Annotated in this window: 16 protein-coding genes; 12 read left to right on the forward strand and 4 right to left on the reverse strand. The window is 55.6% G+C overall.

Annotation, left to right across the window (positions count from 1 at the left end; translation table 11 throughout):
- Positions 1 to 116: 116 nt before the first annotated feature.
- A complete protein-coding gene (locus NUX24_RS09850) occupies positions 117 to 593 on the forward strand; it encodes a GNAT family N-acetyltransferase (RefSeq protein WP_257831372.1) in 477 nt (158 codons plus the stop codon).
- On the opposite strand, the gene galR is transcribed toward NUX24_RS09850, so the two are convergent.
- Positions 554 to 1570: an HTH-type transcriptional regulator GalR gene (gene galR / locus NUX24_RS09855; protein ID WP_047650225.1), complete on the reverse strand. Its 1017-nt coding sequence runs from the start codon at positions 1568 to 1570 to the stop codon at positions 554 to 556. The genes NUX24_RS09850 and galR overlap by 40 nt on opposite strands.
- 425 nt (positions 1571 to 1995) lie before the next feature.
- Between galR and aas the strand changes: the two genes are divergently transcribed.
- Positions 1996 to 4155, forward strand: a complete 2160-nt coding sequence (aas, locus tag NUX24_RS09860) for a bifunctional acyl-ACP--phospholipid O-acyltransferase/long-chain-fatty-acid--ACP ligase (protein ID WP_257831246.1) — start codon at positions 1996 to 1998, stop codon at positions 4153 to 4155.
- A complete protein-coding gene (lplT, locus tag NUX24_RS09865; RefSeq protein ID WP_126329678.1) occupies positions 4148 to 5341 on the forward strand; it encodes a lysophospholipid transporter LplT in 1194 nt (397 codons plus the stop codon). Before aas ends, lplT begins: the two co-directional genes overlap by 8 nt.
- 93 nt (positions 5342 to 5434) lie before the next feature.
- On the opposite strand, the gene NUX24_RS09870 is transcribed toward lplT, so the two are convergent.
- The 3 genes from NUX24_RS09870 to mutH form a co-directional block, all read right to left on the reverse strand.
- Entirely contained in the window at positions 5435 to 6475 is a 1041-nt protein-coding gene (locus NUX24_RS09870) for an NADP(H)-dependent aldo-keto reductase (RefSeq protein WP_023309049.1), read from the reverse strand.
- Between the two features lie 131 nt (positions 6476 to 6606).
- Positions 6607 to 6825 carry a YgdI/YgdR family lipoprotein gene (locus NUX24_RS09875; protein WP_008499668.1) on the reverse strand — a complete coding sequence of 73 codons (219 nt, stop codon included), beginning with the start codon at positions 6823 to 6825 and terminating at the stop codon, positions 6607 to 6609.
- 128 nt (positions 6826 to 6953) lie between these two features.
- Positions 6954 to 7646 carry a DNA mismatch repair endonuclease MutH gene (gene mutH / locus NUX24_RS09880; RefSeq protein WP_038417291.1) on the reverse strand — a complete coding sequence of 231 codons (693 nt, stop codon included), beginning with the start codon at positions 7644 to 7646 and terminating at the stop codon, positions 6954 to 6956.
- Between the two features lie 683 nt (positions 7647 to 8329).
- On the opposite strand from mutH, the gene rppH reads away from it, so the two are divergent.
- From rppH to recC, 9 genes are all read left to right on the forward strand, one after another.
- Positions 8330 to 8860 (forward strand): RNA pyrophosphohydrolase, encoded by a 531-nt coding sequence (gene rppH / locus NUX24_RS09885; RefSeq protein ID WP_047650229.1) that lies wholly within the window; start codon positions 8330 to 8332, stop codon positions 8858 to 8860.
- Positions 8861 to 8872: 12 nt separating this feature from the next.
- Positions 8873 to 11119, forward strand: a complete 2247-nt coding sequence (gene ptsP / locus NUX24_RS09890; RefSeq protein ID WP_023309047.1) for a phosphoenolpyruvate--protein phosphotransferase — start codon at positions 8873 to 8875, stop codon at positions 11117 to 11119.
- Between the two features lie 193 nt (positions 11120 to 11312).
- Complete coding sequence (gene lgt / locus NUX24_RS09895) at positions 11313 to 12188, forward strand: prolipoprotein diacylglyceryl transferase (RefSeq protein WP_023309046.1); 876 nt, start codon at positions 11313 to 11315, stop codon at positions 12186 to 12188.
- 6 nt (positions 12189 to 12194) lie between these two features.
- Positions 12195 to 12989 carry a thymidylate synthase gene (gene thyA / locus NUX24_RS09900; protein ID WP_014885081.1) on the forward strand — a complete coding sequence of 265 codons (795 nt, stop codon included), beginning with the start codon at positions 12195 to 12197 and terminating at the stop codon, positions 12987 to 12989.
- Between the two features lie 184 nt (positions 12990 to 13173).
- The gene (locus NUX24_RS09905) at positions 13174 to 13638 is read left to right on the forward strand and encodes a prepilin peptidase-dependent protein (protein ID WP_193807229.1); all 465 of its coding nucleotides are present in this window, start codon (positions 13174 to 13176) and stop codon (positions 13636 to 13638) included.
- On the forward strand, positions 13629 to 14189 hold the full coding sequence (locus NUX24_RS09910; protein ID WP_047650231.1) for a prepilin peptidase-dependent protein: 561 nt from the start codon (positions 13629 to 13631) through the stop codon (positions 14187 to 14189). The genes NUX24_RS09905 and NUX24_RS09910 overlap by 10 nt, the downstream gene beginning before the upstream one ends.
- On the forward strand, positions 14186 to 14587 hold the full coding sequence (locus NUX24_RS09915; protein WP_047650232.1) for a DUF2509 family protein: 402 nt from the start codon (positions 14186 to 14188) through the stop codon (positions 14585 to 14587). The genes NUX24_RS09910 and NUX24_RS09915 overlap by 4 nt, the downstream gene beginning before the upstream one ends.
- Entirely contained in the window at positions 14572 to 14895 is a 324-nt protein-coding gene (locus tag NUX24_RS09920) for a prepilin-type N-terminal cleavage/methylation domain-containing protein (protein ID WP_257831253.1), read from the forward strand. The genes NUX24_RS09915 and NUX24_RS09920 overlap by 16 nt, the downstream gene beginning before the upstream one ends.
- Positions 14896 to 14907: 12 nt before the next feature.
- The gene (gene recC, locus NUX24_RS09925) at positions 14908 to 18282 is read left to right on the forward strand and encodes an exodeoxyribonuclease V subunit gamma (RefSeq protein WP_257831255.1); all 3375 of its coding nucleotides are present in this window, start codon (positions 14908 to 14910) and stop codon (positions 18280 to 18282) included.
- Positions 18283 to 18409: the final 127 nt, after the last annotated feature.

Consider the following 18409-nt stretch of genomic DNA (forward strand, 5'->3'; position numbering starts at 1 on the left):
CGTCTGGCCTGCGTGAAGTAAAACGAAATAGTCTGACTCTGGTAAAGTAATCGCCGAACCGAGCTGGGGCGACAGGCCAGCAAAACATGAGAAAACGCAGGTGAAACGTGAAAAAGATAGCCATCCTCCCGCTTTACCAGGCACCGCACTATGCGGAGCAGGTCACCGACTGGCTCTGGCAGGCCTTTGGCGAAGGGCTTCCCCGGGAATTTTTCCACAGCATTATTGAGCACAGCCAGACGCCGGGAGCATTACCGCTGACCTTTATCGCCGTTGAAGACGAACAGCTTCTGGGTACAGTAGGGCTCTGGCGCTGCGATTTGATCACCCGTCAGGATCTCTTTCCGTGGCTGGCGGCGCTCTACGTTGACGACGCGACGCGAGGCAAGGGGCTGGCAGGAAAGCTACAGCAGCACGTTATTACCTGGGCCGCGCAGGCGGGATATGAAGAACTGCACCTCTGGTCTGCCTGCCGCGACTTCTACGAACGTTACGGCTGGCAGTATATCGGTGATGGGCTGGAATACCCCAACACGAGGGTTCACCTCTATCGTTATTCGCTCTGCGCTTCCGCAGGTGACGCAACGGAGTGACGGCGAACCAGCGTCGGGCTAAACAGATGCGTAATATCCGGCGGCTGGCGCTGTTCAGCCAGCGCTAGCGCCAGTTCGGCGGCCTGCGTCGCCATGGTGATAATCGGGTAGCGCACGGTGGTCAGACGCGGGCGAACATAGCGAGAGACCAACACGTCATCGAAGCCAATCAGCGAAATTTCTGCCGGTACCTCAATCCCGTTGTCATTCAGCACCCCCATTGCCCCCGCGGCCATGGAGTCGTTATAGCTGGCAACCGCCGTGAAATTTCGTCCGCGACCCAGCAGTTCGGTCATGGCCTGTTCACCGCCGCTCTCATCCGGTTCACCGTAGGCCACCAGACGATCGTTACACGGCAGACCGTTTTCACGCAGGGCGTCGTAGTAGCCCTGCAGGCGGTCTTCCGCATCAGAAATGGGATGATTGGAACAGAGATAGCCAATTCGGGTATGGCCCTGTTGAATCAGATGACGGGTCGCAAGCCAGGCACCGTAGCGGTCGTCGAGGGCCACACAGCGTTTTTCAAACCCGGGAATAATGCGGTTGATGATCACCATTCCGGGCATCTGCTTCATCAGGTGAATCAGCTCGGCATCCGGGATCATTTTGGCGTGAACTACCAGCGCCGCGCAGCGGTGGCGGATCAGCTGTTCGATGGCCTGGCGTTCTTTTTGCTCATTATGATAGCCATTGCCGATCAGCAAAAAATTACCCGTCTGATAAGAGACCTGTTCAACCGCTTTCACCATGGCGCCGAAAAAGGGGTCGGAAACATCACCCACCACCAGCCCAATGGTTTCGGTGGACTGCTGGGCGAGCGCGCGGGCATTGGCATTGGGATGATAGTTCAGGGATTCCATGGCGTTTTGTACCGCCTGGCGCGATGCGTCACTGGCTTTCGGTGAGTCGTTAATCACGCGGGAGACGGTTGCCACCGACACGCCTGCCAGACGGGCCACATCCTTTATTGTCGCCATTCATTACCTTCTTGTTGGGGGTAAGCGTTTACACACCAAATAGTGTTGCGGAAAAGCGCCGCGCATTCAAGGGGAGCGGATTTTCGCTCTCCACAAACGTGACGCAGGACAACACTGGTAGTGTAATCGTTACACGCGCAGTCATGTCTGAAAAATGTCAATCTGAACCTTTGGTTACACTTTGCCTCAGGCTGTTGCGATTGTCTGATAGCGGGAACGTTAACAGGATTGATACAGTCGAGATCCCAGAGGTATTGATTGGTGAGAATTCTTAGTACGGCTTCGTACTCATCTCTTGCACCAACCTGCGCGGATGCGCAGGTTTTTTTTCGCCTCCACTTTTGCTGTCGCTCCCGTATCACTTCTCGTGTAATCTGCCACCATTTACTATCAACCCTCCACACTGGCTGGCAAAGGGAGTTGAGATGCTATTTGGGTTCTTCCGTACACTCTTCCGTATTCTTTTTCGCATCCGCGTCACTGGCGATGCCCATGCCCTTCGCGGCGAACGCGTTCTTATCACGCCAAATCATGTTTCCTTTATAGACGGCATTCTGCTGGCGCTATTTTTACCCGTGCGCCCGGTGTTTGCGGTCTATACCTCTATCAGCCAGCAGTGGTACATGCGCTGGCTCACGCCGCTGATTGATTTTGTGCCGCTCGACCCGACAAAGCCGATGATGATTAAGCATCTGGTGCGTCTGGTTGAGCAGGGGCGTCCGGTGGTTATTTTCCCGGAAGGGCGTATTTCAGTGACCGGTTCGCTGATGAAAATCTACGACGGCGCGGGGTTTGTCGCGGCGAAATCAAAAGCGACCGTGGTACCGCTGCGCATTGAAGGCGCAGAGCTAACGCATTTCAGCCGCCTGAAAGGGTTGGTGAAGCAGCGTCTGTTCCCAAAAATCACGCTGCACATTCTGCCGCCCACGTCGTTACCGATGCCGGACGCGCCGCGTGCCCGCGATCGCCGTAAAATCGCCGGGGAAATGCTGCATCAGATTATGATGGAAGCGCGCATGGCCGTGCGCCCGCGCGAAACGCTGTACGAATCTCTGCTTTCCGCGCAGCACCGCTATGGCGCGAAGAAAAACTGCATCGAAGACGTCAACTTTACCCCGGATACCTATCGCAAGCTGCTGACCAAGACCCTGTTTGTGGGCCGCATTCTGGAGAAGTACAGCAAAAAGGGCGAAAAGATTGGCCTGATGCTGCCTAACGCCGGCATCAGCGCGGCGGTGATTTTTGGTGCGGTTTCCCGGGGGCGCATCCCGGCAATGATGAACTACACGGCGGGCGTGAAAGGGTTGACCAGCGCCATCACCGCGGCCCAGATTAATACCGTCTTTACCTCTCGTCAGTTCCTGGACAAAGGCAAGCTCTGGCATCTTCCCGAGCAGCTCACCCAGGTGCGCTGGGTTTTCCTGGAGGATCTGAAAGCGGACGTAACCACCGGCGACAAGCTGTGGATTTTTGCTCACCTGCTTATGCCGCGTCTGGCGCAGGTCAAACAGCAGCCGGAAGATGATGCGATTATCCTCTTCACGTCGGGATCGGAGGGCAACCCGAAAGGCGTCGTCCACAGCCACAAGAGCATTCTGGCGAACGTTGAGCAGATCAAAAGCATTGCCGACTTTACCGCGAATGACCGTTTTATGTCGGCGCTGCCGCTGTTCCACTCCTTTGGCCTGACGGTGGGACTCTTTACGCCGCTGCTGACCGGCGCAGAAGTGTTCCTCTACCCAAGCCCGCTGCATTATCGCATTGTGCCTGAGCTGGTGTATGACCGTAACTGCACCGTCCTGTTCGGCACCTCAACGTTCCTCGGCAACTACGCGCGTTTCGCCAATCCGTATGACTTCTATCGCGTGCGGTATGTGGTGGCCGGTGCGGAAAAACTGCAGGATAGCACGCGTCAGATCTGGCAGGACAAGTTTGGCCTGCGCATTCTTGAAGGCTATGGCGTTACCGAATGTGCTCCCGTGGTCTCGATTAACGTACCGATGGCAGCGAAGCCGGGTACGGTGGGCCGAATTCTGCCGGGGATGGATGCGCGTCTGCTGGCCGTGCCGGGCATTGAGGACGGTGGCCGTCTGCAGCTGAAAGGGCCAAACGTGATGAACGGTTATCTGCGCGTGGAAAACCCAGGCGTGCTTGAGGTGCCGACGGCGGAAAACGTCAACGGTGAGGTTGAAACCGGCTGGTACGACACCGGTGATATTGTCCGTTTTGATGAACAGGGCTTTGTACAGATTCAGGGGCGCGCTAAGCGCTTCGCCAAAATCGCCGGTGAAATGGTCTCTCTGGAAATGGTTGAGCAGCTGGCGACGGCCGTCTCCGCGGATAAAATGCATGCGACGGTGGTGAAGAGTGATGCCAGCAAAGGCGAAGCGCTGGTGCTGTTTACGACCGACGCTGAGCTTAAGCGCGACAGGTTACTGAGCTATGCGCGTGAACACGGTATTCCTGAACTGGCCGTGCCGCGCGATATTCGCTACCTGAAGCAGCTCCCGGTGCTGGGTAGCGGGAAGCCCGATTTCGTGACCCTGAAAGGCATGGTTGAAGAGGCGGAACAGCAAAATGCGTGAGTCAGTACACACTAACACATCGCTCAGGTCGAAAGGCATGATGGCCGTCATCGCTGCGCAGTTTCTCTCTGCGTTCGGTGATAACGCGCTGTTGTTTGCCACGCTGGCGCTGCTGAAGGCCGAGTTTTACCCCGACTGGAGCCAGCCGATCCTGCAGATGGTGTTTGTGGGCGCTTACATTATCTTTGCTCCGTTTGTCGGGCAGGTGGCGGACAGTTTCCCGAAAGGCCGGGTGATGATGTTTGCCAACGCCCTCAAGCTGCTGGGTGCTGCCAGCATTTGCTTTGGCTTCAATCCGTTTATTGGTTACACGCTGGTGGGCATTGGCGCTGCCGCTTACTCCCCGGCGAAGTATGGCATTCTCGGAGAACTGACCACGGGTGATAAGCTGGTGAAAGCCAACGGCCTGATGGAGTCGTCAACCATCGCCGCAATCCTGCTCGGATCCGTCGCGGGCGGCGTACTGGCCGACTGGCATGTCCTGGCGGCACTGGGCATCTGCGCGGTGGTGTATGGCGGGGCAGTTGTGGCGAACCTGTTTATTCCTAAGCTACCTGTGGCTCGCCCGGGGCAATCCTGGCGCTTTAAACCGATGACCGGCAGTTTCTTTACCGCCTGTCGCGTGCTGTGGCGTAACGGAGAAACGCGTTTCTCCCTGATGGGAACCAGTATGTTTTGGGGGGCGGGCGTCACGCTGCGCTTCCTGTTGGTGCTGTGGGTGCCGGTGGCGCTTGGAATTACCGACAACGCGACGCCGACCTATCTTAACGCGATGGTGGCCATCGGCATTGTGGTGGGGGCAGGTGCGGCGGCGAAGCTGGTGACGCTCGAGACGGTAGCACGCTGCATGCCCGCGGGGATCCTGATTGGCGTCGTGGTGCTTATTTTCTCGCTGCAACATGCATTATTGCCTGCGTATGTCCTCCTCATCCTGATTGGTATTCTGGGCGGTTTCTTCGTGGTACCGCTAAACGCGTTGCTGCAGGAACGTGGCAAGCAGACCGTCGGGGCGGGGAATGCCATCGCAGTACAAAACCTGGGTGAAAACCTGGCGATGCTGCTAATGCTCGGGCTCTACTCGCTGGCGGTAAAAGTCGGTGTGCCGGTGGTGGGGATTGGCGTCGGGTTTGGTGGGCTGTTTGCGCTGGCGATTGCGGGATTGTGGGGTTGGCAGCGTCGGCGTTGATAAGTGCGGCCTGATGCCCTCACGCCACTCCTCTCCCACAGGGAGAGGAAGCAAACCCTAAAAACGGCAACCGGTGTTGCCGTTTTGCTTTTATTAAGGTGCCGGGTATGTGTATACCTGATGCACCGCTTCAATCTCCGCTAACACCTCTTCACTCAGGTTCAGGTGGAAACTCTCAATATTGGTTTTCAGCTGTTCCATCGTGGTTGCGCCCAGCAGGGTGCTGGCAACAAACGGCTGACGACGCACGAAGGCCAGCGCCATCTGTGCAGGGTCAAGACCGTGACGCTTCGCGATATCCACATAGGCTGCAACGGCTTTCTGCGTCTGCTCGCCGCTGTAGCGGGTAAAGCGGCTAAAGAGGGTATTTCGCGCCCCGGCCGGTTTCGCGCCGTTCAGGTATTTCCCCGTCAGCGTGCCAAAGCCGAGACAGGAATAGGCGAGCAGTTCCACTTCTTCATATTGCGTCACTTCGGCCAGACCCACTTCATAGCTTCGGTTAAGCAGGCTGTACGGGTTCTGGATGGTGACGATACGCGGCAGATCGTGTTTATCCGCCAGGTGAAGATAGCGCATTACGCCAAAGGCCGTTTCGTTAGAGACGCCAATGTAGCGTATTTTTCCCGCGCGCTGGCACTCGGTCAGCGCTTCCAGGGTTTCCAGCAGCGTTACGGCGGGGGCGCTCTCATTCCAGCTGTAGCCGAGCTTGCCAAAGCAGTTGGTTGGCCGCTGCGGCCAGTGCACCTGATACAGATCGAGATAGTCGGTTTGCAGGCGCTTCAGGCTGGCGTCCAGCGCGGCGCGGATATTTTTGCGATCGAGGATCTGATTCGGGCGGATCCCGGTATCGTTGTTGCGCGCGGGGCCACTGACTTTGGAGGCAATCACCAGCTTTTCACGGTTGCCGCGTTTTGCCAGCCAGTTACCGACGTAGGTTTCGGTAAGTCCCTGCGTTTCCGGACGTGGTGGAACAGGGTACATCTCTGCAACATCAATCAGGTTAATCCCCTGGCTGACGGCGTAATCGAGTTGTGCATGGGCATCGGCTTCGCTGTTTTGTTCACCAAATGTCATCGTGCCCAACCCCAGTTGGCTAATTTCCAGAGCGCTGTGGGGGATACGGTGATAATGCATAGCCGGCTTCCTCAGTAGACATATAAACCGCGTCAGGGCGTACCCGACAAAGGAATATAAACATGGCAGAGGGGAAGCAAAAGGGGAAGAAAAAAATCAAAAAGGCCAGCAAGCGACTGACCTCTCTCTGTTTATCGCTCGATAATTTGCGATACTTCGTCGCGATTGATCTGCATTTTATTGCCTTCCTGGTCGCGGTAGCTGACCAGACCGGTATCATCGTCGACTTCGGGTTTGCCGTCGGTCAGGATCATTCGACCATCTTTTGTCGCCATGACGTAATCGCTGCTACAGCCCGATACGGCAAACGCTAAACCGACTGCTGAAACTAACACTGCCCATTTTTTCATCGTTATCGTCCTCATCTGGCTCGTATCAAATCATAGTTTAGTTTTAACCCGATATGGCAACAGGAGGAAGCGGTAAAATCTTAAAAACCAGCTGATTATGTTTGAGAGCTCGCAAAATAAGTAAAAAACTATGTTTTTAGAAGAAAATGGCGAGCAAGAAGCGCGCCTGTGAAGTTCTTTTTGAGATAAAAACCGCGCGGCAACGTTAGTATCGGCTCACCCTTCGCGCCGATTGCCTCGGTAAGCGCTTTGCTGTTAGCCGCTTTCGGGCGCAGCTGTAATACTTCTCCGTGCCGGGCGGTGATGCGCTCTACCTGCCCAAGCACAATCATGTCCATCAGCTCCTCCCAGTCCAGACGCAGCTGTTGCTCCTCATCGTCGTTCGGGCTCCAGAGCAGCGGCGCACCAACGCGACGCTCAGCCAGGGGGATCTGACGCTCACCTTCGACCGGCACCCACAACACGCGCTTCAGCTTGTGACGAACGTGGCTGGTTTCCCACGTCACGCCGGTGTTGCCGGTTAGTGGCGCAACGCAGACGAAGGTGGTCTCAAGCGGTTTGCCCTGGCTGTCTATGGGGATGGTTTTTAACTCCACGCCAAGCGCTGCAAAATCCTGCTCGGGTTTGCTCCCTGCGCTGGCACCCAGCCACAGCTCAAGCAGCATGCCGATCCAGCCTTTATCCCGTTTCAGATCCTTCGGGATCTGAAGCCCTGCCATTGCCGCCAGCTCGCCAAGCGAAAAGCCTGCAAGACGCTGTGCCTGCTGTAGCAACTGGCCCTCGCTGGACGGCGGCGAGAGCAAGGGTGTAAGCGGATGCATGAAGGTAACCTTTTGATTAAAAAATAAACGAAGAAATTGTCCCCTGTGGATAGAGTTTAACTATTTCTGTACCAATATTCCATGTCTATGATTTATAGGTTTTTTTAGTGGTTTGAAATCGTTTCACCTGAGGCGGAAAACCGGTTGTTCAAATCTGGTCACTGACAATGAACAGGATCTTACACCATGTTATCCACAGAAAAATGGGATAACTGGGCATAACCCTGACTACTGTTTCAATTTACAGCCTTGACGTGCGATGAAAATCCAATTTTCAAACAAATTGTGACTAACTTATTGGCACAATCTGTGGATAAAACCGACGCTGTTCGATCTTTCATCAGCACGACGATCTCTGATGTGACGATCGTCACGCTATTCTGCTTTTGGTTCATGGAAATACATTTAACGTTATGAAAAGTATTAGGTTATTTAACTGTCGCGAAAGCGGTGGCAAGGCAGGGTTTGAGGTTGTTCATCGGTAATCAGACACTTCTTCACAACTATATCCACAGAAAAGGTGAATAAAATTCCCTTCACCGCCTCTCATCTGTTTATAACTCAGCGCTTATTTGTGAGTTATTCAAATGTTATTAGGTTGCAGCCCTGTAAGAGAGTGGTTTACCGCCTCCCTGTAGTGTGAAACAATCATTCATATATAAGGTTTAGTTTGGGGTAGTCCGGTGATTGATGACGATGGCTACCGCCCGAACGTAGGAATAGTAATTTGTAATCGTCAGGGCCAGGTAATGTGGGCCCGGCGATATGGTCAGCACTCCTGGCAGTTCCCGCAAGGCGGGATCAATCCGGGAGAGTCCCCAGAACAAGCGATGTACCGGGAGCTTTTTGAAGAGGTCGGTTTAAGCCGAAAAGATGTTCGCATCCTGGCTTCGACCCGCAACTGGTTGCGTTACAAGTTACCGAAACGTTTGGTGCGTTGGGACACAAAGCCGGTTTGTATCGGCCAGAAACAGAAGTGGTTTCTGTTGCAGTTGGTGGGCAACGATTCAGACATCAATATGCAAACCAGCAGTACGCCGGAGTTCGATGGCTGGCGCTGGGTGAGCTATTGGTATCCTGTTCGTCAGGTCGTGTCATTTAAACGCGATGTTTACCGTAGGGTGATGAAAGAGTTTGCAAGTGTGGTAATGCAGCTTCAGGAGATCCCGCCTAAGCCGCAGAACGCACCTGCATGGCGACGTAAAAGAGGTTAAGCTACGCAAATCATGCTCACCCGCTTGCGAGAAATAGTCGAGAAGGTGGCCAGTGCTCCGCGTCTGAACGAGGCGCTGAATATTCTGGTCACTGACATCTGTCTTGCGATGGAGACCGAAGTCTGTTCGGTGTATCTGGCCGACCACGATCGGCGCTGCTATTACCTGATGGCGACCCGTGGTTTGAAAAAACCACGTGGACGCACCGTCACGCTCGCATTTGATGAAGGTATCGTGGGCCTGGTTGGGCGGCTGGCTGAACCCATCAACCTTGCTGACGCGCAAAAACACCCCAGCTTTAAATACATCCCTTCCGTAAAAGAAGAGCGATTCCGCGCTTTCCTTGGCGTGCCGATTATCCAGCGTCGCCAGCTGCTCGGCGTGCTGGTCGTCCAGCAGCGCGAGCTACGTCAGTACGATGAAAGCGAAGAGTCTTTCCTCGTCACGCTGGCCACGCAGATGGCGGCGATCCTCTCCCAGTCCCAGCTTGCCGCGCTCTTTGGTCAATATCGCCATACGCGCATTCGTGCCCTTCCTGCATCGCCGGGCGTAGCGATTGCTGAAGGCTGGATGGACGCCACGCTGCCGCTGATGGAGCAGGTTTACGAAGCCTCTACGCTTGATGAAGCGCTTGAGCGAGAGCGTCTTACCGCCGCGCTGGAAGAGGCGGCGAATGAATTTCGTCGTTACAGCAAGCGCTTTGCCGCAGGCGCACAGAAAGAGACGGCGGCCATCTTCGACCTCTATTCGCACCTGCTCTCCGACGCGCGTCTGCGTCGTGAGCTGTTTGCGGAGGTGGATAAAGGCTCGGTCGCAGAGTGGGCGGTTAAGAAGGTCATCGAAAAATTTGCCGATCAATTTGCGGCACTGACCGACGGTTACCTGAAAGAACGGGCTGGCGATCTCCGTGCCCTGGGACAACGTCTGCTGTTCCATCTTGATGACACCATTCAGGGGCCGAATGCCTGGCCAAAACGGTTTGTTCTGGTCGCCGATGAACTCTCGGCAACGACGCTGGCTGAACTGCCCCAGGACAGGCTGGCCGGTGTGGTGGTGCGCGATGGCGCCGCCAACTCGCATGCCGCCATTATGGTGCGCGCGCTGGGTATCCCAACCGTTATGGGCGCGGATATCCAGCCGTCGGTGCTGCACCGCCGTACGCTGGTCGTTGACGGCTATCGCGGTGAGCTGCTGGTCGATCCTGAGCCGGTTCTGCTCCAGGAATACCAGCGTCTTATCAGCGAAGAGAATGAATTAAGCAAGCTGGCGGAAGATGACGTTAACCTGCCCGCACAGCTTAAGAGCGGAGAGCGGATCAAAGTCATGCTCAACGCCGGTTTAAGCCCTGAGCATGAAGAAAAGCTTGGCAGCCGCATCGACGGTATTGGCCTGTACCGTACTGAAATCCCGTTCATGCTGCAGAGCGGTTTCCCCTCCGAAGAGGAGCAGGTGGCGCAGTATCAGGGAATGCTGCAGATGTTTAACGACAAACCTGTCACCCTGCGAACCCTCGATGTCGGCGCGGATAAACAGCTGCCCTATATGCCGATCAGCGAAGAAAACCCGTGCCTGGGCTGGCGTGGGATCCGCATTACGCTCGATCAGCCGGAGATCTTCCTGATCCAGGTGCGTGCGATGCTGCGCGCCAACGCGGCGACGGGCAATCTCAGCATTTTACTCCCGATGGTCACCAGCATTGATGAGATCGACGAGTCCCGGCGACTGATCGAACGTGCCGGCCGTGAAGTGGAAGAGATGATCGGCTATGCGATCCCGAAACCGCGGATCGGGGTGATGCTTGAAGTGCCGTCTATGGTCTTTATGCTGCCGCAGCTGGCAAACCGTGTTGATTTTATCTCTGTCGGCACGAACGACCTGACGCAATATATTCTGGCCGTCGACCGTAACAATACCCGTGTCGCCAGTATCTACGACAGCCTGCATCCGGCGATCATTCGTGCGTTAGCGATGATCGCCCGCGAGGCTGAACAGTACGGCATTGATTTACGCCTGTGCGGTGAAATGGCCGGGGATTCCATGTGCGTTGCGATCCTGATTGGTCTGGGATACCGCCATCTGTCGATGAACGGTCGCGCTGTCGCCCGCGTGAAGTACCTGCTGCGGCATATCGACATCAACGATGCCCGAGAGCTGGCTGAACGCAGCCTTGACGCGCAGCTTGCGGCTGAGGTTCGTCATCAGGTCGCGGCGTTTATGGAACGACGCGGTATGGGCGGCCTGATCCGCGGCGGCCGCTAATCATCTTTCTGCCTCTCCCTCCGGGAGAGGGCTCCAGCGCGCATAAAACCCTATACACATCTTTTACATCTCTGGCGCATCCTCCGCGCCCGCCTTGTGCTATGATTCGCAACTTTGGAGCCTCTGCTTACGGCAGAATCGCATTTCTACCGCTGTCCACTTTCAGCGGAATAACAACATCTTGTGGTGACAGATGAACAGTGGTTATCTGCATTTTCCGGAATTTGATCCGGTCATTTTCTCAGTAGGACCTGTTTCGCTTCACTGGTACGGTCTGATGTACCTGGTGGGCTTCATTTTTGCCATGTGGCTTGCCGGCCGTCGCGCCAGTCGTCCGGGCAGCGGCTGGACGAAAAACGAAGTTGAAAACCTGCTCTATGCGGGTTTCCTCGGCGTGTTCCTCGGTGGCCGCATTGGGTACGTGCTGTTCTATAACTTCCCGGTATTCCTGAACGATCCGCTCTATCTGTTCCGCGTCTGGGACGGCGGCATGTCCTTCCACGGCGGCCTGATTGGGGTGATCCTGGTGATGGTGATTTTTGCCAAACGCACCAAACGCAACTTCTTCCAGGTTTCAGATTTTATCGCACCGCTGATCCCGTTTGGTCTCGGCGCTGGCCGTCTGGGTAACTTTATCAACGGCGAGCTGTGGGGCCGCGTCGACCCGAGCGTGCCGTACACGATGCTCTTCCCGGGCTCCCGCGCGGAAGATATCGCGCTGCTGCCATCACACCCGGAGTGGCAGTCCATTTTCGATACCTACGGCGTGCTGCCGCGCCATATGTCTCAGCTGTACGAGCTGGCGCTGGAAGGCGTGGTGCTGTTTATCATCCTCAACCTGTTTATCCGCAAACCGCGTCCGATGGGCGCTGTCTCCGGCCTGTTCCTGATCGGCTACGGCGCATTCCGTATTATCGTCGAGTTCTTCCGTCAGCCTGACGCACAGTTTACCGGCGAATGGGTACAGTACATCAGCATGGGGCAGATCCTCTCCATTCCGATGATTGTCGCGGGTGCCATTATGATGATTTGGGCGTATCGTCGTCGTCCACAGCAACAAATTTCCTGAGGAACCATGAAACAGTATCTTGAATTGATGAAAAAAGTGCTCGACGAGGGCACGCCGAAAAACGACCGCACCGGCACCGGTACGCTCTCTATTTTTGGCCACCAGATGCGCTTCAATCTGCAAGAAGGCTTCCCACTGGTGACGACAAAGCGCTGCCACCTGCGCTCGATCATTCATGAACTGCTCTGGTTCCTGCAAGGCGATACCAACGTTGCGTATCTGCACGAAAATAACGTCTCAATCTGGGACGAATGGGCAGATGAAAATGGCAACCTGGGTCCGGTTTACGGCAAGCAGTGGCGCGCATGGCCAACGCCTGATGGCCGCCATATTGACCAGATCACCACCGTGATGAACCAGCTGAAAAACGATCCGGACTCGCGCCGAATCATCGTTTCTGCCTGGAACGTCGGCGAGCTGGATAAAATGGCGCTGGCACCGTGCCACGCGTTCTTCCAGTTCTATGTGGCGGATGGCAAGCTCTCTTGCCAGCTCTATCAGCGCTCCTGTGACGTGTTCCTCGGCCTGCCGTTTAACATTGCCAGCTATGCGCTGTTGGTCCACATGATGGCGCAGCAGTGCGATCTGGAAGTGGGCGATTTTGTCTGGACCGGTGGGGACACCCATCTTTACAGCAACCATATGGAACAGACGCATCTCCAGCTGACCCGCGAACCGCGTGCGCTGCCGAAGCTGATTATCAAGCGCAAACCGGCATCAATCTTCGATTACCGCTTTGATGATTTCGAGATTGAGGGTTATGACCCGCATCCGGGCATCAAAGCGCCTGTCGCTATCTGATGCGATAAAGCGTGACACAACCGGTGCTGTTTAGCGCCGGTTTTTTTTCGCCTTTATCCCGTTTCCCGAAGCGCTATCCAGAAAGCGTGCAACGCGCTGCAACACTCCTGATTCTCCGGATAACGCCTCGTAAAACGAGGATCCGTCGCTCGTCATGTTCACCGCGCTTCGCCACACTCCCGGTATGAAAAAAGAGAACGGTTTTACGCTTATCGAAACGCTGGTCGCGATTTCGCTTGTCGTTATCCTCAGCGCCTCAGGGCTGTACGGCTGGGACAGCTGGCAGCGGCAGCAGCGGCTGTGGCAAACCGCCAGTCAGGTGCGAGATTACCTGCTGTTTCTGCGCAATCATGCCAACCGCTACAACCGCGACCATCAAATTACCCGTCAGCGGGTGGGTGGTCGGGACTGTCTGGTGAGCTCTGCCGCGCAAGGCTGTGAGAAGGGCAGTCCCTTTGTGCTGATACCACTCTGGCCTGAGGTCGCGATCGGCGAGGTCACGCCGTCGCTCGCGTTCTATGGATTAAAGGATACGGCCTGGGCAGGGCGGATACGCGTTCAGAGCCGTGCAGGAGAATGGCTGATTATTGTCTCAAATGGAGGGCGCATCAGGATGTGTAAGGTCTCTGCGGGAGGTTCATGTCGATGAAGCAGCGAGGTTTCTCACTGTCTGAAGTTCTGATTGCCACGGCGATTAGCAGCCTCCTGCTGATAAGCGCATCGCGTTTTTTACCCGGCTTGCAGCGGGCGGTCTTAGGGCAATCTGGCCAGAGACAACTGGAGGAAGAGGTCTGGCACCACCTGTTTGCCTTGGGCAAACAGCTTCAGCGTGCGGGGTACTGTGCGGGAAACTGTCAGGGACAGGCGCTGGTGACCGCGAGGCTTGGAGGTTGCGTCATTGTGCGGTGGGATGCCAACAGTAACGGCAGCTGGGATAACAGCTCATCAGAAAATGACAGCACTGGTTTTCGACTGGAGTCTGGTGCGCTTGAAACCCAGCGTGGAGCGACCTCATGTGAAGGAAAAGGATGGGAAAAGCTCACGGACCCTGACAGGCTAGCGATCACGCATTTTGTGGTGAGGACAGTTGAACATGCCGGTTTTGCGCCAGAGGTTAATATCGAACTGGCGGCGATTCGTAAAGGCGAGCAGGGGGAGCCCTGGCAGGCGTTGTATACGGTCACGGGGTACAACCTGTGAATCGTCAACGCGGCATGTCTTCGCTGGCGATGGTTCTGCTTTTACTGGTGCTCGGTACCCTGATCCTCACCGGTCTCAATCAGCAGCTCACAACCTTTAGCGCGCTCGTTGGCGGTGAGAAAAGTTCGATTCAGCAGCAGGCGACGGTGCAGTCCGCGCTTGAGTGGGGACGAGTTCAGAGCTGGTCGTCGGAGCCACAGGTTCAGTGCAAAATGACACCGGCGTGGCGAGTGTGTTTGCGCCAGTTGAATGGAGCGCGTGTGTTACTGATTGCCGGAGACAGCGACCTGCTGCTCTGGCGCGCAGGAGAGATTGTCGACGGGAATGTTCGCTTTTCGCCTCACGGCTGGAGTGATTTTTGTCCCATTAAGGAGAGTGCGTTATGTCAGTTGCCGTGAGCAGAGAAAAAGGATTTAGCATGGTTGAGGTACTGCTGGCGATGATGCTGCTGGTGATCGTCGTGACGGCTCTGTCGGGTTATCACCGGGCGCTGGCGGCGCGGTTCACCCTGTTTAACCAGTATCGCCAGTTCTGGCACCATGCCTGGAATCAGTCTCAGCTCTCAACAAATGTTCTCCCGGCAGGCTGGCAGGCCAGTCGGGGGCAGACAACGCACGCAGGATGTGTCAGCATCACGGTCACACTTATTTCTCCTCTGGGGCGGCGCGGTGAGATAACGCGTCTGCATTGCCCGGTTAGCCAGTAGTCGGGAGCGTCTATGTTAAGGGTCTACCACTCAAATCGTCTGGATGTGCTGGAAGCGCTGATGGAATTTATCGTAGAGCACGAGCGGCTTGACGATCCTTTTGAGCCTGAAATGGTGCTGGTGCAGAGCACCGGTATGGCACAGTGGCTGCAAATGTCGCTTTCCCGTAAATTTGGCATAGCCGCAAATATTGATTTCCCGCTGCCCGCGAGCTTTATCTGGGAGATGTTTGTGCGCGTGTTGCCGGACATCCCGGAGCAGAGCGCCTTCAACAAACAAGGCATGAGCTGGAAGCTCATGGCGCTGCTGCCGGAAATGCTGCAGCACGATGAATTCGCCATGCTGCGCCACTACCTCAATGACGATACCGATAAGCGCAAGCTGTTCCAGCTGGCATCGCGCACCGCCGATCTCTATGACCAATACCTTGTTTACCGTTCTGACTGGTTAATTCGTTGGGAAGCGGGCGAGTTGGTTGAAGGGCTACCGGAGGCGCAAATATGGCAGGCACCGCTGTGGAAAGCACTGGTAGAACACACGGAGAAACTTGGGCAGCCTAAGTGGCACCGTGCCAACCTGTACGAGCGGTTTATCTCAATACTCGAGAATGCTCCGGAGCGCCCGGCCCGACTGCCGTCACGCGTTTTTATCTGCGGGATATCCGCATTACCGCCTGTTTATCTGAAGGCGTTGAACGCGCTGGGTAAACATATTCATATCCATATTTTGTTCACCAACCCTTGCCGACAGTATTGGGGGGATATCCTCGACGAACGTTGGCTTGCGCGGCTGGTAACTCGCCAGCGAAAGCGTCTTTTTGAAGAACGTTCCGTCCCGCTGTTTAAAGACGGCTCGACTGCCGGGCAGCTTTTTGATGAAGACGGTACCCAGAACCTGCCCAATCCACTGCTTGCCTCGTGGGGGAAGCTGGGGCGTGACTACATTCACATGCTTTCAGACATCACTTCATCAGGCGAAGGCGACGTGGATGCCTTTGTCGATATTACCCCGGATAGCCTGCTGCATCATATTCAGCTTGATATCCTCGATCTGGAAAACCGTGCCGTGATGGGCGTGACGGCGAAAGAATTCGAACGTAGTGACAGCAAGCGCAAGCTGGATGCTGACGATCGCAGCGTCACGATCCATGTTTGCCATAGCCCTCAGCGTGAGGTCGAAGTGCTTCACGACCAGCTGCTGGCGATGCTGCAGGACGATCCCGAACTGACGCCACGCGATATTGTGGTGATGGTGGCGGATATCGACAGCTACAGTCCCTTCATTCAGGCTGTCTTTGGTAGTGCGACGGGCGAGCGATATCTGCCTTACGCTATCTCTGACCGTCGTGCCCGCCAGTCGCATCCGGCACTGCAGGCCTTTATCACTCTGCTTTCACTCCCGGATAGCCGCTTTATCTCCGAAGATGTCCTGGCGTTACTGGATGTTCCCGTGCTGGCTGCACGCTTCAGCATCACTGAAGAGGGGCTGCGCTACCTTCGTCAGTGGGTGAACGAATCTGGCGTTCGTTGGGGGATCGATGACGATAACGTTCAGGAGTTCGAACTTCCTCCAACCGGGCAGCATACGTGGCGTTTTGGCCTGACGCGTATGCTGCTGGGCTACGCCATGGAGAGCAGCCAGGGCGAGTGGAATGAGGTGCTGCCTTACGATGAGTCCAGCGGGTTAATTGCTGAACTGGTGGGGCATTTAGCGTCACTCCTGATGCAGCTTAACCGCTGGCGACACGAGCTGATGCAGCCGCGTCCGCTTGAAGCGTGGCTCCCGGTTTGCAGGGCATTGCTAAATGATTTCTTCCTGCCAGACAGTGACACCGAAGCGGCAATGGCACTGATTGAAACGCAGTGGCAGGCGATCATCGATGAAGGCGTGAACTCCCACTATCAGGAGGCCATCCCGCTTTCGCTATTGAGAGATGAGCTAACGCAGCGGCTCGATCAGGAGCGAATCAGCCAGCGTTTCCTGGCTGGCCCCATCAATATCTGCACCCTGATGCCAATGCGTTCTATCCCGTTTAAAGTGGTCTGTCTGCTTGGCATGAACGATGGCGTTTATCCGCGAGCGCTGGCACCGCTGGGGTTCGATTTGATGAGCGCAGATCCAAAGCGGGGCGACCGTAGCCGCCGCGATGATGACCGCTACCTCTTCCTTGAGGCGCTCATTTCCGCCCAGAGTAAGCTCTATATCAGCTATATCGGCCGTTCCATTCAGGACAACAGCGAGCGTTTTCCCTCCGTTCTGGTGCAGGAGCTGGTGGACTATATCGGCCAGAGTCACTATCTGCCGGGGGATGAAGAGCGCAACTGCGATGAAAGCGAGAAGAGGGTGAAAGCCCATATCACCTGTTTCCACAGCCGCATGCCGTTTGACCCGGTCAACTACACGCCCAGCGAGCGCCAGAGCTATGCACAGGAGTGGCTACCGGCGGCGAAAAAGGAGGGGAATGCGCATACCGATTTCATTCAGACGCTTGACCCGCTGCCCATTAACACCCTGACCTTCGAACAGCTTCAGCGGTTTTGGGCGCATCCGGTGCGCGCCTTTTTCCAGCAGCGATTGCAGGTCAACTTCCGTTCTGAAGAGAGTGAAATCCCTGATGCAGAGCCTTTTACGCTGGAAGGGCTGGAGCGCTATCAGCTAAATTTCCAGCTGCTGAATGCGCTGGTTGAAGAAGAAGATGCTGACAAACTTTACCGCCGCTACCGTGCTGCAGGGCAGCTGCCCTATGGGGCATTCGGGGAAATTGTCTGGGAGGCGCAGTGTCAGGAGATGACCGCCCTGGCAGAGCGAGTAAGAGCGTGCCGGCAGCCGGGCAAAAGTATTGAAATCGATCTCAACTGCAATGGCGTAGAGCTTACGGGCTGGTTAACCCAGGTTCAGCCGGACGGGCTGCTGCGCTGGCGGCCTTCTATGCTTAGCGTTTCACAGGGTTTGCAACTCTGGCTGGAACATCTTGTCTACAGTGCCGGTGGTCATAAAGGTGAAAGTCGGATATTCGTGCGCAAAGAGGGCGAATGGCGCTTCCCGCCGATGGAAGCAGAGCAGGCGTTAGGTTATCTGTCTTTGTACATTGAAGGCTACCGTCAGGGAATGAATAAACCGCTCCTGCTGCTGCCGGAAAGCGGCGGTGCCTGGATAAAAGCCTGTTATGACGCGCAGAATGATGCGATGTTAACGGATGAGGCGTCACTGCAGAAAGCGCGCAGTAAATTTATGCAGGCCTACGAAGGAAACATGATGGTGCGGGGCGAAGGTGAAGATGTCTGGTATCAGCGCTTATGGCGAACGCTTGAGCCAGAGTACTTTGAGGCCATCACGGAAGAGGCGCAGCGCTACCTGCTGCCGTTGTTTAAATATAATCAGTCCTGAGCGCTGTATAAAAATTGCGCAGCATAGGGTGTTCATTTATGATGCACTTCTTATCACGGACTGATGTACCCAATAAAGAGATGTTGGCGTGTCCAGCACGCAATTTGTTAATGATGTAGCCGTGATA

It is taken from the genome of Enterobacter sp. HG048 (genome assembly GCF_024702055.1).
GTDB classification, from domain to species: Bacteria; Pseudomonadota; Gammaproteobacteria; order Enterobacterales; family Enterobacteriaceae; genus Enterobacter; species Enterobacter dykesii.

Bases quoted from the DNA above. Each gene is read 5' to 3' on its own strand.
- galR (WP_047650225.1), bottom strand. From the start codon at position 1,570: ATGGCGACAATAAAGGATGTGGCCCGTCTGGCAGGCGTGTCGGTGGCA.
- aas (WP_257831246.1), top strand. From the start codon at position 1,996: ATGCTATTTGGGTTCTTCCGTACACTCTTCCGTATTCTTTTTCGCATC.
- lplT (WP_126329678.1), top strand. From the start codon at position 4,148: ATGCGTGAGTCAGTACACACTAACACATCGCTCAGGTCGAAAGGCATG.
- NUX24_RS09870 (WP_023309049.1), bottom strand. From the start codon at position 6,475: ATGCATTATCACCGTATCCCCCACAGCGCTCTGGAAATTAGCCAACTG.
- NUX24_RS09875 (WP_008499668.1), bottom strand. From the start codon at position 6,825: ATGAAAAAATGGGCAGTGTTAGTTTCAGCAGTCGGTTTAGCGTTTGCC.
- mutH (WP_038417291.1), bottom strand. From the start codon at position 7,646: ATGCATCCGCTTACACCCTTGCTCTCGCCGCCGTCCAGCGAGGGCCAG.
- ptsP (WP_023309047.1), top strand. From the start codon at position 8,873: ATGCTCACCCGCTTGCGAGAAATAGTCGAGAAGGTGGCCAGTGCTCCG.
- lgt (WP_023309046.1), top strand. From the start codon at position 11,313: ATGAACAGTGGTTATCTGCATTTTCCGGAATTTGATCCGGTCATTTTC.
- thyA (WP_014885081.1), top strand. From the start codon at position 12,195: ATGAAACAGTATCTTGAATTGATGAAAAAAGTGCTCGACGAGGGCACG.
- NUX24_RS09905 (WP_193807229.1), top strand. From the start codon at position 13,174: ATGAAAAAAGAGAACGGTTTTACGCTTATCGAAACGCTGGTCGCGATT.
- NUX24_RS09910 (WP_047650231.1), top strand. From the start codon at position 13,629: ATGTCGATGAAGCAGCGAGGTTTCTCACTGTCTGAAGTTCTGATTGCC.
- NUX24_RS09920 (WP_257831253.1), top strand. From the start codon at position 14,572: ATGTCAGTTGCCGTGAGCAGAGAAAAAGGATTTAGCATGGTTGAGGTA.
- recC (WP_257831255.1), top strand. From the start codon at position 14,908: ATGTTAAGGGTCTACCACTCAAATCGTCTGGATGTGCTGGAAGCGCTG.